This window comes from Sulfurimonas sp. NW15 (assembly GCF_051132285.1).
In the GTDB taxonomy this organism is placed as follows: Bacteria; Campylobacterota; Campylobacteria; order Campylobacterales; family Sulfurimonadaceae; genus Sulfurimonas; species Sulfurimonas hydrogeniphila.
The window spans coordinates 192,394-205,206 of record NZ_CP093237.1 but is presented as its reverse complement, the minus strand read 5'-3'; the positions used below and the strand labels follow the sequence as shown (position 1 = coordinate 205,206).

The following is a 12,813-nucleotide window of genomic DNA, read 5'->3' as shown; positions in this document are numbered from 1 at the left end:
ACTACGCTCCTTTTACAACTGATTTAAGTCTAAAAGATTTAGTCTTAGAAAGCGGACGACACTCGATTGCAATAATCTCGTCTCCGACTTTTACTTCATTACGCTCATCATGTACCAGGTACTTTTTGAAACGTTTTACAACTTTATGATAACGAGGATGCATTACACGACGTTCAACAAGTACAGTGACTGTTTTATCGCCTGCAATTTTAATTACGTTACCTTGAATTTCACGCTTATTAGCCATCGCCCGCCCCTACTTTGCTACTGCAGCAAGTGCAGTATTGATTCTAGCAATATCTTTTTTAGCAACACGAAGTTCGCTAGTATTTTGTAATTGCATCATTTTTTGTTTAATTTTTAAAGTAAACAGTTCTGTCTTTTTCTCTTTGAGCATCGCCTGAAGCTCTGCTGCATTTTTATCTGCTAAATCAGAATATTTCATTGTTCATCTCCGCAGTAACAATTTTACATTTGAATGGAAGTTTGTGCATAGCAAGAGTCAATGCTTCACGAGCAAGCTCTTCCGGTACACCACCCATTTCAAAGATTATACGACCTGGTTTAATGTTCATTACCCACTGATCAACTGCACCCTTACCTTTACCCATACGAGTTTCAAGAGGTTTTGCAGTTAACGGCTTGGCAGGGAACACACGAATCCAAATCTTACCTTGTCTTTTAATGTGACGTGTTGCAGAAATACGAGCCGACTCAATCTGACGAGAGTTAATACGACCGGCTTCTACCGCTTTGAATGCGATGTCACCAAAAGATAATTTATAACCAGAACGAGCGTAACCTCGGTTACGTCCTTTCATCACTTTACGATATTTTGTTCTTTTTGGCATTAACATGATTATTCAGCCTTTTCACTATTTTCACGTCTGGCTGGTTTTCTGCCACGACGCTCTTTTTTCTCTTCTTTCGCTTCTGCAGGAATACCTTTAGTCAGTACTTCCCCTTTGAAGATCCATACTTTAACACCGATAATACCGTATGTTGTATGTGCCTCGGCAAAACCGTAATCAATTTTTGCACGAAGAGTATGAAGAGGAACACGTCCTTCCAAATACCATTCAGTTCTTGCCATTTCAGCACCGCCTAAACGACCTGCAACTGCAACTTTGATACCTTTTGCACCAGAACGCTGCGCACCCTGCATAACTTTTTTCATAGCTCTACGAAATGCAACACGACGTTCCAGTTGAGTCGCAACATTTTCAGCAACCAATTGTGCCGAAGTCTGTGCTTTTTTCTCTTCTTTGATATTGATAGAGATTGACTTACCAACTAACTTTTGAACAGCAGTTTTAAGTTTTTCGATATCAGCACCTTTCTTCCCGATAATGATACCAGGACGAGCAGCAACGATAGTTACACGAAGTCTTTTCACTGTTCTTTCAATGATGATGTTGGAAACACCAGCATAGTAAAGCTCTTTTTTCAAATATGTTCTTATCTTGTGATCTTCACCCAAAGCAGCAGGAGCTGTTTTAAAGTTAGGAAACCATCTTGATTCCCAGTTACGGTTGATTCCAAGACGTAAACCAATAGGATTAACTTTTTGACCCATACTATTTACCCTCTACTTCTACTAAGATATGTGCTGTTGGTTTACGAATACCAGACGCCATACCACGAGCACGTGGACGGAAACGTTTAAGTACTGGACCATTGTCAACACGACATGATGTAATTACACAATCTTCAGCTTCACTACCGCTGTTCGCAACTGCAGACGCAATTACTTTAGAGATAATTTTTGCCGCCTTGTTTGGAGTGAATTCTAAAGCTGCCATTGCCTCTTCAGCATTCATACCCTGCACTTCACGTGCAATAAGACGAGATTTGATAGGTGATACACGGATAAATTTTAGTAATGCTCTAGCCATGACTACCCCTTCTTCTGAACAGAGCCCTTGTGGCCCTTGAATGTACGAGTTGGTGCAAATTCACCAAGTTTATAACCAATATGGTTCTCTGTAACATATACAGGAACGAACTGGCGACCATTGTGAACATTTATTGTCAAACCAACCATGTCAGGAAGAATCATAGATCTTCTTGACCATGTCTTAATAGGTTTTTTCTTCGCTTCGGCTTTCATAGCCTCCACTTTTTTCATTAAATGATCATCTACGAATGGACCTTTTTTTACTGAACGAGCCATTATTAACCTACCCTTTTAGCATTTGGTTTACGGCGAGTAATAATTAACTTATCACTAGCTTTCTTACGACGAGTTTTAGCACCCTTCGTTGGTTTACCCCAAGGAGTAACCGGATGACGACCTGAGTTCGTTTTACCTTCACCACCACCATGCGGGTGATCAATCGGGTTCATCGCAGAACCACGAGTCTGTGGACGAATACCAAGGTGACGCTGACGACCGGCTTTTGCTATAACAATGTTAGCAAATTCTTCATTTCCAACAATTCCTACAGTAGCTAAACACTCACCAAGCACTAAACGCATTTCTGATGAAGGCATACGTAAAGATACATATTTGCCGTCACGACCCATAATCTGAGCTGAAGTTCCGGCTGAACGAACCATTTGTCCGCCTTTGCCCACTTTTAACTCAACATTATGAACAAGTGTACCGACAGGAATGTTTTTGAGTTTCATCGTATTACCCGGTTTAACATCCAAACCAGACTCTGCAGCTTCAACTGTATCGCCAACATTTAAACCTTTTGGTTGCAAGATGTATCTTTTTTCACCGTCTGCATATGTAATTAATGCGATACGACAGTTACGGTACGGATCATACTCAATAGTAGAGACTGTACCCGGTACACCAAACTTGTTTCTTTTAAAATCAATAATACGGTAAAGCTTTTTCGCCCCAGCCTGTTTGTGACGAGAAGTGATACGACCATTGTTGTTACGACCGGCAGTTGTCGGAAGTTTTACAAGTAATGAACGGACACTCGCTTTAGCAGTGATATCTGAACTGTCTACATTCGTATAAAAACGACGAGACGGAGTTATCGGTCTATAAGTTTTAATTGCCATCTTATACCGCCAAACTTTCTATTTGTGCACCTTCAGGGAGAGTAACATAGAACTTTTTAAAGTCATTTTGTTTCCCCTGTACACCACGGAAACGTTTTACTTTTCCGCTTTGATTCAGAGAGTTGATTTTTGTTGGAATTATTCCGAAATACTCTCTAAACACCTCTTTAAGACCTGTTTTAGTCATACGTGGTGATGTTTGAACAACTATAACACCATCTTCTTGTAAACCCAAAGTCTTTTCTGTATATAAAATAGATTTAATATCTGTAATATCAGCCATTACTTAGCCTCACTTGTCAAAGTTTCCCATACAGCTTTTTCTATCACGATTGAGCGATAGTTGGCAGCTAAGTATGCGTTTAACTCATTAGATTCAATAACATATGTCTGGTGCAGATTTTCAAACGCCAAATATGTTTTTTCATCCAATAAAGATTTAACAAAAAGTGTATCTCTTTGACCTAAAGCTTTGAACATTGCTGCCGCATCTTTAGTTTTACCAGACTCAACAGAGATGCTGTCAACGATAAAAAGAGTACCATTTTGTGCATGCTCATTCAAAGCAAAGTTTAAAGCAAGTTTTTTCTGCTTTTTGTTTACTTTTAAATCGTAGTTGCGGTTGTTTTGAGAACCAAAAGCTTTACCACCGCCTACGAATATAGGAGAACGACGAGAACCCGCACGGGCACGACCGCCACCTTTTTGAGCCCATGGTTTTTTACCACCACCGCGTACTTCACTTCTACCCTTAGTTGTCGCTGTGTTTGCACGTTGTGCAGCCTGAGCAGACTTTACATAAAGGTAAAGGTTATGAGGGTTAATTCCAGAGAAAGACTCTGGCAATGCTAACTCAGATGCTTTTTCCATTTTTTCATTTAAAACGATTGCGCTCATTATTTAGCTACCTTTACACGACCTAAAGAACCGTTAGCACCTGAAACTGAACCTAAAACCGCAATGATTTTGTTTTCAGCATCGAAAGAAACGATTTCATTTTTCACACTGTTTTGTGTATTTCCGTATTGTCCAGGCATTTTTTTACCCTTCATTACACGACCTGGCCATTCAGCATTACCGATAGAACCTGTTCTACGACCAAATCTGTGACCGTGAGATGCAGGACCACCACCGAAATTCCAACGCTTCATCGCACCTGAAAAACCACGACCTTTTGTGTTGAAAGTAGTTTTAAGTACACTTGCCTCTGCAAGCGGAGCTAAATCCAAATCACCGGCTTCGGTATTTGTTACTTCTAATGTAACAAAACGGTTAAATTCAGTCGGAAGGTTGTATTTCTTCTGTTGACCTTCTATTGCTTTATTCATTTTTTTACCACTGTTATACGCGACAATAGCAGTACCTTCATTCACTTCACATACTTTCGCATCTAAAACTCTTAACAGAGTAACTGGTTTAGACGGAACTGTGATAGTACGGCTCATACCGATTTTTTCAACAATATATTCCACGATTACTCCTATTTGTCCATAGAGCGAACTTCAACGTCCACTTCCGGTGCAAGATCTAGTTTCATTAATGAATCCACTGTTTCCGGTGTTGCAGAAACGATGTCGATCATTCTTGCGTGCATACGGATCTCAAACTGCTCACGCGCTTTTTTGTTAACGTGAACTGATTTCAATACTGTATATTTACGAATTTTTGTTGGTAAAGGTATTGGACCACGAATTACGGCACCTGTACGCTTTACAGCCTCTACGATTGACGCTACTGATCTATCTAATACACGATGATCGTAAGCTTTCAATTTTAAACGAATTTTTTCCATGTTTTTCCTTCTAAAGAACTCGTTGGATCCTAGCCCAACTATTTTAAGGGAACGGAATTATACTCAAAGAGCTCTGAATATTCAAGGATTTAGGGTCCAAAAATCGTTTTTCTTTATAATTTATTTCCTTTTAATAAGGAAATGATACAATTGGATAGTTTAAAAATTGGAAATTTTATGGAAATACTACTCGAAGAATTTTATAAAACCGACTTACATGTAGAAAAATATATACAAAGAAAAGTTTTTATAGATGACAGATCATACCAAATCAGCGGTATCACCAAAAGCGGAAAAACCCGTTTGGTCAAAAACTATCTTTTATCTTTAAAAAAGAGTTCCTATCTTTATATCAACTGCAATGATGTACGCATAGAGAGCGAAAAACTCAATGCCGCGCTCCCCTCTTTTTGCAATATCAACAAAATTGACACACTTGTTTTGGATAACTACAATCCAACCATCAAATTCGTGAATGTTTCGCAGTTGGTCATTACAAGTGAAATTCCCTACAATTTTGACTTTTTGGAGCCTTTGACACTTTATCCGCTTGATTATGAAGAATTTTTGGCATATGAGCACAAATATGACTCAAGTGCGCTCAACCACTTTTTCCAACTCGGAGGACTTGCATCTATGCATACTGTAGCACCGGATGAGCGAGTAATTTATTTGCAAAATATTTTACAGTTCGCCCTGAGCGAAATTGAATTTGACATATTGTGTTTATGTGCAAAATTCATGTCGCAGAAGCTCTCTGCCTATACATTATATGAAAGGCTTAAAAGTACGCGTAAAATTTCCAAAGACAGATTGTATGCATCTTTTGCTCTTTTGGCAGAAAAAAAGTATATTCATTTACTGGCAAAATATCAGCATACACGTGCAACAAAAAAAGTCTATCTTTGTGATACTTCTTTAAAAAGTGCCTTAAGCATTGAAAAAAACTTTGCAAAACTTTTTGAAAACATGGTCTATCTTGAACTGCTTAAATCATCTGCCGAATGTTATTATGAAGAAGGTATTGATTTTTATCTTCCCACAAACGATGAAATTATTCTTTGCAAACCTTTTGTGGATGAACGCAGACTCTTTAAGAAACTTGAAAGTATTGAAGCTTTTATATTCAGCTACGGAATTACCAAAATCACGGTCATAACCATGAACAAAGAGGGAAATATCGCGCATCCGCTCAGCAGTGTGGATATCATCCCTTTTGATATCTGGGCACTGGGAGATTAAAAAGTTGCAACAGCCGGCACTGAAGTACCGGTTCCGGGGAGATTTCCGGCTTTTTTGGAACGTGGAATGTAGTCCGGGCCGGGAACGGCAGAGTGTTGCGACAGCCGGCACTGAAGTACCGGTTCCGGGGAGATTTCCGGCTTTTTTGGAACCCGTACTTCAGTGCGGGCCGGGAGTGGCTGGCGAATTGGCTGACTTTTGTTGGCAAAGCTGTACTTTATTAACTTCTTTCATTATAATACGTTATATAAAACAAACAGGAAAAGTTTATGCAATTACCTCAAGACGAATATGAAAAAGCAATGCTGGAGGCTTTTGTGAACAAACCGGAAAAAACATTCTGGTACCAACAGGCGTTTTCCAAATTTGATGTCAATGGGATTGACACGATGAAATGGGTTTGGAGCTGGTGGGCTTTTTTTGGCGGATGGGCCTTTTTGCTTTACAGAAAACAGTATATTCCTGCACTTGTGCTCTTTGTGCTTTCCATATTGGCCACAGCCATACCCTTTGGCGGATTGCTTGTTGCCATACTTGCAGGCGGTTTTTCTACCTATTTTGTATACAAAGGCTATAAACAGAAAAAAGCCGAGATAGAAAATGCTATTGCGGATCCGCAAAAACGCATTGAAACAATGAAAGAAGTTGGCGGATACAATCAATGGGTTGTATGGGTCTATGTTCTCTTTGTTTGCCTCTTTTTCTTATATATTGTTTCTGTAATGTTTACCATGGCGAGCATGAACTGATGCATTTGCTCTGTGGTATAGACGAGGCCGGGCGCGGACCTCTGGCGGGAGATTTGGTAATGGCCGGCTGTATTTTGCACAATACCATTGTCGGACTGCATGATTCAAAAAAACTGACAGCCAAAAAGCGTGAAGCTCTTTATACCTTGATTGTCAAAAATGCAAGTTACCATATCGTCAAATTTTCTGCACAGGATATAGACAACAATGGAATATCTGCATGTTTAAAAAAAGGGCTTCTTGAAATTATGAAAAATCTGCAGGCGGAGGAGTATCTGTTTGACGGCAACCAAAGCTATGGAGTACAAAACCTGACAACTATGATCAAGGCTGACGGTAAAGTCCCCGAAGTAAGTGCTGCATCCATCCTGGCTAAAGTTGCACATGACAGAGATATTTTGGAACAGGCAAAAAAATACCCCCAGTATCAGTTTGAAAAGCACAAAGGCTACGGCACCAAGTTACATGTAGCCATGATAAAAAAGTATGGCTACTGCGAAATTCATCGCAGAAGCTATAAAATAAAGGCACTGGAATCTACACTCTTCGATTAAAAATAGACTTTTAATATTTCCTATATGTTACTTTTATACACATCATTAAAATATTTTAGCTATATTACATTTTTGTGATAAAATTATTTTAAATAAACTTAAACTGTTTCAAAAGCCCTGCTGTATGAAACTTTCATTTTCACACACGGTCAAGAACAGCACAATAATAATTTATAATTATAATTATTAAAAGATTAATGCTTTAATATTATAAATTAATTTTATATTTTAAGATTGCTTAAGACGAGCAGTAATACTATTTTCCTGATTGAAAACAAGTTTTTGTTTTTAAAGTATATTTAACTTTACAGGAGAATGAAATGAATATGAATCGTAGAGATGCCCTGAGACTTGGTGCTATAAGCGTAGCTGCAGCTGCTACAACTTTGACCGGATGCGCTTATGGTGAAGCAAAACCTTCAAAAACACAGAAGAAAACAAACAGCAGTGTAGGTATGGGCACACCGGCCCCTCTTCCTCCGGCAACCGGGAAAAGAGTAGTGATTGTAGGCGGCGGCTGGAGCGGTTTGTCTATCGCAAAATACACAAAGAAATTCGCACCCAATGCGGATGTTGTTTTAGTGGAACAAAGAACAGAGTTTATATCCTGTCCTATAAGCAACCTGTATCTTGTGGGTGAAGTGGATTTGGAGTTCTTAACACATGATTATTTACAGGCAGCCCGCGAAAACAAATATACATACTTTAATGCTACGGCTATCGGTATAGACAAAACAAACAAAATCATTAAAACAAGCAACGGAGACATCAAATATGACTATCTGGTACTGGCTCCCGGTATAGACTATGACTACAGTGCATGGAATGTCGATACAGTTACAGAACAGAGGCTTCGCACCGAGTATCCTGCCGCCTTTATTCCCGGAAGCGAGCACATGACACTCAAAGCAAAACTAGAAGATTTTGAGGGCGGTAATTTTATACTGACGGTTCCGGGCGGAAACTACAGATGTCTGCCTGCTCCTTATGAAAGAGCCTGTCTGATAGCAGATTATTTTAAGAAAAACGAGATTGAGGGCAAGGTGATCCTTCTTGATGAAAATCCGGATATAACGATCAAAAAAGAGGGATTCCAGTCCTCTTTTGACGAAATGTACAAAGACTATATCGAGTACCATCCAAACTCTAAAATTATGAGCATAGATTTAGATAAAAAAGTCGTTGTCGCGGGTGAATTTGATGATGAGTATTCTTTTGAAGATGCTGCATTTTATCCGCATGTCAGAGGCGGAAAGCTCTTGGAGGTCTGCGGCGTTGCAAAAGACAATGTATTTAACAAGAAAGTAGGAAATATTGACCCCTTTACCTATGAGGTTATAGGCGAAAAAGATATTTTTGTCTCCGGTGATGCACGTCCGATGGGTTACTCCAAATCAGGCAACACATCAAATTCTGAAGGTCACTATATCGGGAAACTTATAGCACAAAGAGTCAATGGCAAAAAAGACATTCCTTGGAAATCTCCGCTGACAGTCTGTTATTCTGCTGTTTCAGCCGGACCGATACATGCGATTTCTGTCAGGGCAGAGTATGAGTTTGAGGGCAAAAAACTCAAAGGATTTACAAATGTCGATCTTTCACAGCAATGGCGCGGCAAAACAGGCCTAAACAACGGAAAAGCTCTGAATGAATGGGCAAAAGGTATGTTTAGAGATATGTTTAACGCGTAACAGGGAGTTTTGCATGCAAAGAAGAGACTTTTTAAAAGTAGTCGGAGGTGTTGGCGTTGTCGCTGTAGCACCTTCTTTGATAGAGGGCAGACTCTATGCCGAGGATGGTACACTCTATACATCGTACAAGAAAGTACAGCTGAGTGATGCCGAGGGCAAGCCTTTGTTGGCATCACAGTTGGACAAAGAGGTTAATTATGTTTTTAACTATCCGTATGCGGGAACAAGCTGTATGTTGATTGCCCTGCCTCATCCTACAGAGAAAAATGTCAAACTGACAAGTGAAGACGGTGTCCAATATATATGGAAAGGCGGAGTCGGCAAAGAAAGAAACATTGTTGCTTTCTCATCCATCTGCCCGCACCAGCTTACACATATAAACAAAAGTGACACATTTATATCGTACCTCAAAACAGGGGGCAAAACTATGGGCTGCACCAAAAGTATGCCCTGTCATGACAAAGGAGAGGTAATCGTATGCGGTTCTCATTTATCGGTGTATGATCCAAAAAAAGGAGCGAAAGTACTTGGCGGTCCTGCGCCTCAGCCTTTGGCTTCGATTGTATTGGAGCATCATGATGATGATACCTTATGGGCTGTCGGTGTTTTGGGCCCGGATAAATTTCATGAGTTTTTCAGAGCATTTAAACCAGAACTTAAAGAGCAGTATGGCGGAAAAAGAAAAGCAAAAAAACTTGTAAAAGACAAAGCCCAGACTGTAACTCTTGCAGAGTTTACAAAAGATATTATAAGATACTAAAGGATAGCAAAGTGAAGTCACTACTCATCATGACAGCAATTTTCATCTTCTCTTCGTCTCTTCAGGCAGGCGATACGCTCAAACAGTCAGAACTTGCTTCAGATATGCGCAAAATGCTACAGGCAGTCAATCAGATTCAAACGGCAGGATTTTACTACAACAAAGAGGGCATGACAGAGGGCGTCAACAAACTAAAGAGTGCAATTGGTTCACTGACAACAACAGATGCAAGAAGTTACCTTCCTGCAAATGAAGCCTATGCGGACAAGTTCGCTCAAAAAAGAGCCAAAATGATTACAATGTATGCAGATGATATGATTGTATCTCTCAACAATGAAAACATAGATGATGCCATAGAAGATTATTCCCAGATTATCAGACAGTGTACATCATGCCACTCCCGAATAAGAGCAAATGCCTGGAAATTAAAATAAGAAGGAATCGGAGTGAAATGACCTCGGAACCGGTACTTCAGTGCCGGCTGGTGTTAGCACTGCATTGACAATCTGTCATGCCACAGGGTCCGCACTAAAGTACGGATTCCGAAAACAGTGGGTTATGCTGCGACATTCATGGCAAGCTGTGCCATTTTTTGCATATATTCTGCAACATTGTTTTTCGCTGCAACCGCTTTTTTCAATTCATTGATAAAATACTCTTTTGTTCTCTCGTCGGCAATATTAAATGTATAAAGCACCCATTCGGTGTTGAGCGCAATTTTTTCGCCGTTTTTTTCCACCGTGAATGTTTTGTAGAGATTTATGTCTGTATCGGCCAGCACATCCAGTACTTCTGTGTAAAATGCATTTACCTCGGGATTGATTAAAGAATGCAGTTCCTCTTTTGCAATTTTGGCATCCACATCGTCAAAACCGTCTCTGCCCAAGATCAGGGCATCCCCCAAAAGAAGCTGTTCTCCTATGAAATAGGGTTTTTTCTTTTCACTCAGGGCATTTGCATCTGTATATATTACATGTTCTTTCAGACCTGCCAGTTCGTCAATTAAAATTGAACTGAAAAAAGTATATACGGTATTTGCAGCCATGGTAATATCAATCTCTTCAACCGCCAGTGTCTGATTGTCTATACTCAGCGCTTTCATTAAAAAGTATCCAGTAAAATAACATTCACAGATGTTCCCGCTTCCAGGAACTTGTCATCTTCGCCTGTAATCATTAATGCACTCTCATGAAGCATATTTGTCAAAATGGCAGAACTTCCTACTTTCTTTCCTTTGAAATTCACAAAATACTCACCGTCCTCTACCACAATATTGCATGCGGTAAACTCTGTAAACCGGCTTCGTTTTGTAAAGTCTTCCTGCAGTTTTGCAGCAACAGTTTTGTACGGAACTTTTTTGCCAAGCATTTTTGCAATCAGCGGCAGTGCATACAAAATCGCAGTAACTGTTGAAGAGTAGGCAAATCCCGGCAACGCCAGAATAAACTTGTGCCCGCGCTGCGCAACCATAATATGGCGCCCTGGCTTGATACCGACACCTTTATAGACCACTTCTGCACCCAAACGGGGAATTATGTCTTTTACAAAGTCATAATCACCGACACTCACTCCGCCGGTACTCACCAAAATATCTGCAGACTCCAAAGCATTCTCAAACGTTTTCATAATAGTATCTCTGTCATCGGGAGCAGTTCCAAGCTGTATAACCTCTGCACCGGCCGACTCAAAAAGTGCTGCAAGCGTATAATTGTTTGAACTTCTTATCTGGGCAGGGTTATCCGAATTTTCGCCCAGATCAAGTATCTCACTTCCGGTTGCGATAACTGCGACACGGGGGCGAAGGGCTACTTTTACCATCACCTGATTGAGTCCGGCCATTACGCCGATTTGGGCAAAACCTATTTTTGTGCCTTTTTGAATAAGCACATCCCCTGCTCCGTATCCTTCACCGACCGGACGCACAGCATTGCCTTTTTCAACCGGTTCATTGATAATTATCTTGCCGTCACTGTAGCTGACATTCTCTATCTGAATCAGCGTATCACTTCCCTGCGGCATCATCGAACCTGTAAATGTTTTAATAGATTCCCCTGCAGACAGTACCCGTATCTCATCATGTCCCGCAGGGTTGTCACCGAGAACAGCCAGCATGCCGTTTTGCAAATCTTCATGACGCACCGCATACCCGTCCATGGAAGCGGTAGGAAACTGCGGATCATTAAATTCGGCCACAATGTCCTCTGCCAACACACGGCCTAACGCATCGCTTAAAGGCACTCTTTCATACCTGTGGTTGTTTACCTGTAAAAGCTCCAGCATATTTTGGCTTGTCTCAAAAGAGATAAAATCAGTTCCTGTTATACTCATTGTTTTGCTCCTAAAATTCCGCTGCCTTTTATTGCAGTTGAACGGTCTTTTGCATAGACTCTCTGCCCGTCTTTCAAATCATATTTCCATATCGGTGCTGATGCTTTGAAATCTTCTACAAATTCATCTATAAGTTCCAGGGCCACCCGTCTTTTTGGTGAAAAGACTGCGGCAATATATGAAGATTCATGCAGCATTACATCTCCGCGGGAGTGCGCCATTTTGACCACAGCACCTTTTTCCTCTGCTTTTTTCTGCCAGTTTTTAAACCATGCTTCCAAAATCGGTTCATAGATATCAAAACTCAGTCCTTCAATGCCGTCTTCGCTGCGTACCGTTCCGACAAAAGGGATATATGCGCCATAATTGCTTTTCGCCTCTTCTTCATACCATTCCTGCAGGATTTTCGGCACATCCAGTGAATTGTTATATAGTTGCAACAAATCTCAGCCTCCGCAAACAGGAGGAAGCAAAGAGATTTTATCTCCGTTTTTAAGCTCACACTCCAAAGAGGTCACAAGATTGTCGTTCACTGCCACCGCACAATTGTCAAGCCACTCTTTTACCTCTTCGTCTTTTTGCAAAATTGCTGCCAGTTCATTGAGATTGGCTATTTCTAATTCCAACGCCTCTTTTTGTATCGGTCCTAAAAATTCTACTCTTACCAAAACAACAT

Annotated in this window: 21 protein-coding genes; 6 read left to right on the top strand and 15 right to left on the bottom strand. The window is 40.4% G+C overall.

All coding sequences use genetic code 11. The features are described 5' to 3' along the window. Position 1: 1 nt before the first annotated feature. Genes rpsQ through rpsJ form a run of 11 tightly spaced genes read right to left on the bottom strand, consistent with a single transcriptional unit; the run spans position 2 to position 4,813 of the window. A complete protein-coding gene (gene rpsQ, locus MLC52_RS01050) occupies positions 2-247 on the bottom strand; it encodes a 30S ribosomal protein S17 (protein ID WP_151901252.1) in 246 nt (81 codons plus the stop codon). Between the two features lie 9 nt (positions 248-256). Continuing rightward, positions 257-445: a 50S ribosomal protein L29 gene (gene rpmC / locus MLC52_RS01045; RefSeq protein ID WP_151901251.1), complete on the bottom strand. Its 189-nt coding sequence runs from the start codon at positions 443-445 to the stop codon at positions 257-259. Then, positions 432-857: a 50S ribosomal protein L16 gene (gene rplP / locus MLC52_RS01040; protein ID WP_151901250.1), complete on the bottom strand. Its 426-nt coding sequence runs from the start codon at positions 855-857 to the stop codon at positions 432-434. Before rplP ends, rpmC begins: the two co-directional genes overlap by 14 nt. Before the next feature lie 2 nt (positions 858-859). Continuing rightward, entirely contained in the window at positions 860-1,576 is a 717-nt protein-coding gene (gene rpsC, locus MLC52_RS01035; RefSeq protein ID WP_151901249.1) for a 30S ribosomal protein S3, read from the bottom strand. Between the two features lies 1 nt (position 1,577). Then, positions 1,578-1,895 carry a 50S ribosomal protein L22 gene (rplV, locus tag MLC52_RS01030; RefSeq protein ID WP_013326025.1) on the bottom strand — a complete coding sequence of 106 codons (318 nt, stop codon included), beginning with the start codon at positions 1,893-1,895 and terminating at the stop codon, positions 1,578-1,580. Between the two features lie 2 nt (positions 1,896-1,897). Continuing rightward, the gene (rpsS, locus tag MLC52_RS01025) at positions 1,898-2,173 is read right to left on the bottom strand and encodes a 30S ribosomal protein S19 (protein WP_151901248.1); all 276 of its coding nucleotides are present in this window, start codon (positions 2,171-2,173) and stop codon (positions 1,898-1,900) included. A 2-nt stretch (positions 2,174-2,175) separates the two neighbouring features. Next, entirely contained in the window at positions 2,176-3,021 is an 846-nt protein-coding gene (rplB, locus tag MLC52_RS01020; protein WP_151901247.1) for a 50S ribosomal protein L2, read from the bottom strand. A 1-nt stretch (position 3,022) separates the two neighbouring features. After that, positions 3,023-3,304 (bottom strand): 50S ribosomal protein L23, encoded by a 282-nt coding sequence (locus tag MLC52_RS01015; RefSeq protein ID WP_151901246.1) that lies wholly within the window; start codon positions 3,302-3,304, stop codon positions 3,023-3,025. After that, positions 3,304-3,918: a 50S ribosomal protein L4 gene (gene rplD, locus MLC52_RS01010; RefSeq protein WP_188109991.1), complete on the bottom strand. Its 615-nt coding sequence runs from the start codon at positions 3,916-3,918 to the stop codon at positions 3,304-3,306. The genes MLC52_RS01015 and rplD overlap by 1 nt, the downstream gene beginning before the upstream one ends. After that, entirely contained in the window at positions 3,918-4,493 is a 576-nt protein-coding gene (gene rplC, locus MLC52_RS01005; protein WP_151901244.1) for a 50S ribosomal protein L3, read from the bottom strand. The genes rplD and rplC overlap by 1 nt, the downstream gene beginning before the upstream one ends. Before the next feature lie 8 nt (positions 4,494-4,501). After that, positions 4,502-4,813 carry a 30S ribosomal protein S10 gene (rpsJ, locus tag MLC52_RS01000; protein WP_013326019.1) on the bottom strand — a complete coding sequence of 104 codons (312 nt, stop codon included), beginning with the start codon at positions 4,811-4,813 and terminating at the stop codon, positions 4,502-4,504. Between the two features lie 177 nt (positions 4,814-4,990). Between rpsJ and MLC52_RS00995 the strand changes: the two genes are divergently transcribed. The 6 genes from MLC52_RS00995 to MLC52_RS00970 all read left to right on the top strand — a co-directional run bounded on the left by MLC52_RS00995 (position 4,991) and on the right by MLC52_RS00970 (position 10,243). Next, positions 4,991-6,055 carry an ATP-binding protein gene (locus MLC52_RS00995; protein WP_418640938.1) on the top strand — a complete coding sequence of 355 codons (1,065 nt, stop codon included), beginning with the start codon at positions 4,991-4,993 and terminating at the stop codon, positions 6,053-6,055. Positions 6,056-6,324: 269 nt separating this feature from the next. Continuing rightward, entirely contained in the window at positions 6,325-6,804 is a 480-nt protein-coding gene (locus tag MLC52_RS00990) for a hypothetical protein (protein WP_434580868.1), read from the top strand. Then, positions 6,804-7,358, top strand: a complete 555-nt coding sequence (locus MLC52_RS00985; protein WP_434580867.1) for a ribonuclease HII — start codon at positions 6,804-6,806, stop codon at positions 7,356-7,358. Before MLC52_RS00990 ends, MLC52_RS00985 begins: the two co-directional genes overlap by 1 nt. A 320-nt stretch (positions 7,359-7,678) precedes the next feature. Next, positions 7,679-9,049, top strand: coding sequence for an FAD-dependent oxidoreductase (locus tag MLC52_RS00980; RefSeq protein ID WP_434580865.1), 1,371 nt, complete (start codon positions 7,679-7,681; stop codon positions 9,047-9,049). Between the two features lie 13 nt (positions 9,050-9,062). Further along, positions 9,063-9,809 carry a sulfur oxidation protein gene (locus tag MLC52_RS00975; protein WP_346389185.1) on the top strand — a complete coding sequence of 249 codons (747 nt, stop codon included), beginning with the start codon at positions 9,063-9,065 and terminating at the stop codon, positions 9,807-9,809. Between the two features lie 11 nt (positions 9,810-9,820). Then, a complete protein-coding gene (locus MLC52_RS00970) occupies positions 9,821-10,243 on the top strand; it encodes a hypothetical protein (RefSeq protein ID WP_346389184.1) in 423 nt (140 codons plus the stop codon). 122 nt (positions 10,244-10,365) lie between these two features. Here the strand turns inward: MLC52_RS00970 and MLC52_RS00965 are convergent, their stop codons facing one another. From MLC52_RS00965 to MLC52_RS00950, 4 genes are read right to left on the bottom strand one after another with little or no spacing between them, the layout of a single operon-like run. Then, the gene (locus MLC52_RS00965; RefSeq protein WP_418640932.1) at positions 10,366-10,911 is read right to left on the bottom strand and encodes a hypothetical protein; all 546 of its coding nucleotides are present in this window, start codon (positions 10,909-10,911) and stop codon (positions 10,366-10,368) included. After that, positions 10,911-12,137, bottom strand: a complete 1,227-nt coding sequence (locus MLC52_RS00960) for a molybdopterin molybdotransferase MoeA (protein ID WP_151901269.1) — start codon at positions 12,135-12,137, stop codon at positions 10,911-10,913. Before MLC52_RS00960 ends, MLC52_RS00965 begins: the two co-directional genes overlap by 1 nt. Next, positions 12,134-12,580, bottom strand: coding sequence for a molybdopterin synthase catalytic subunit (locus tag MLC52_RS00955; protein ID WP_434580862.1), 447 nt, complete (start codon positions 12,578-12,580; stop codon positions 12,134-12,136). The genes MLC52_RS00960 and MLC52_RS00955 overlap by 4 nt, the downstream gene beginning before the upstream one ends. A gap of 3 nt (positions 12,581-12,583) precedes the next feature. After that, the gene (locus tag MLC52_RS00950; RefSeq protein ID WP_151901271.1) at positions 12,584-12,805 is read right to left on the bottom strand and encodes a MoaD/ThiS family protein; all 222 of its coding nucleotides are present in this window, start codon (positions 12,803-12,805) and stop codon (positions 12,584-12,586) included. Positions 12,806-12,813: the final 8 nt, after the last annotated feature.

Bases quoted from the DNA above. Each gene is read 5' to 3' on its own strand.
- MLC52_RS00965 (WP_418640932.1), bottom strand. From the start codon at position 10,911: ATGAAAGCGCTGAGTATAGACAATCAGACACTGGCGGTTGAAGAGATT.
- rplD (WP_188109991.1), bottom strand. From the start codon at position 3,918: ATGAGCGCAATCGTTTTAAATGAAAAAATGGAAAAAGCATCTGAGTTA.
- MLC52_RS01015 (WP_151901246.1), bottom strand. From the start codon at position 3,304: ATGGCTGATATTACAGATATTAAATCTATTTTATATACAGAAAAGACT.
- MLC52_RS00980 (WP_434580865.1), top strand. From the start codon at position 7,679: ATGAATATGAATCGTAGAGATGCCCTGAGACTTGGTGCTATAAGCGTA.
- MLC52_RS00985 (WP_434580867.1), top strand. From the start codon at position 6,804: ATGCATTTGCTCTGTGGTATAGACGAGGCCGGGCGCGGACCTCTGGCG.
- rplB (WP_151901247.1), bottom strand. From the start codon at position 3,021: ATGGCAATTAAAACTTATAGACCGATAACTCCGTCTCGTCGTTTTTAT.
- rpmC (WP_151901251.1), bottom strand. From the start codon at position 445: ATGAAATATTCTGATTTAGCAGATAAAAATGCAGCAGAGCTTCAGGCG.
- rpsS (WP_151901248.1), bottom strand. From the start codon at position 2,173: ATGGCTCGTTCAGTAAAAAAAGGTCCATTCGTAGATGATCATTTAATG.
- rpsC (WP_151901249.1), bottom strand. From the start codon at position 1,576: ATGGGTCAAAAAGTTAATCCTATTGGTTTACGTCTTGGAATCAACCGT.
- MLC52_RS00990 (WP_434580868.1), top strand. From the start codon at position 6,325: ATGCAATTACCTCAAGACGAATATGAAAAAGCAATGCTGGAGGCTTTT.
- MLC52_RS00960 (WP_151901269.1), bottom strand. From the start codon at position 12,137: ATGAGTATAACAGGAACTGATTTTATCTCTTTTGAGACAAGCCAAAAT.
- MLC52_RS00995 (WP_418640938.1), top strand. From the start codon at position 4,991: ATGGAAATACTACTCGAAGAATTTTATAAAACCGACTTACATGTAGAA.
- rplP (WP_151901250.1), bottom strand. From the start codon at position 857: ATGTTAATGCCAAAAAGAACAAAATATCGTAAAGTGATGAAAGGACGT.
- rpsQ (WP_151901252.1), bottom strand. From the start codon at position 247: ATGGCTAATAAGCGTGAAATTCAAGGTAACGTAATTAAAATTGCAGGC.
- MLC52_RS00975 (WP_346389185.1), top strand. From the start codon at position 9,063: ATGCAAAGAAGAGACTTTTTAAAAGTAGTCGGAGGTGTTGGCGTTGTC.
- rpsJ (WP_013326019.1), bottom strand. From the start codon at position 4,813: ATGGAAAAAATTCGTTTAAAATTGAAAGCTTACGATCATCGTGTATTA.
- rplV (WP_013326025.1), bottom strand. From the start codon at position 1,895: ATGGCTAGAGCATTACTAAAATTTATCCGTGTATCACCTATCAAATCT.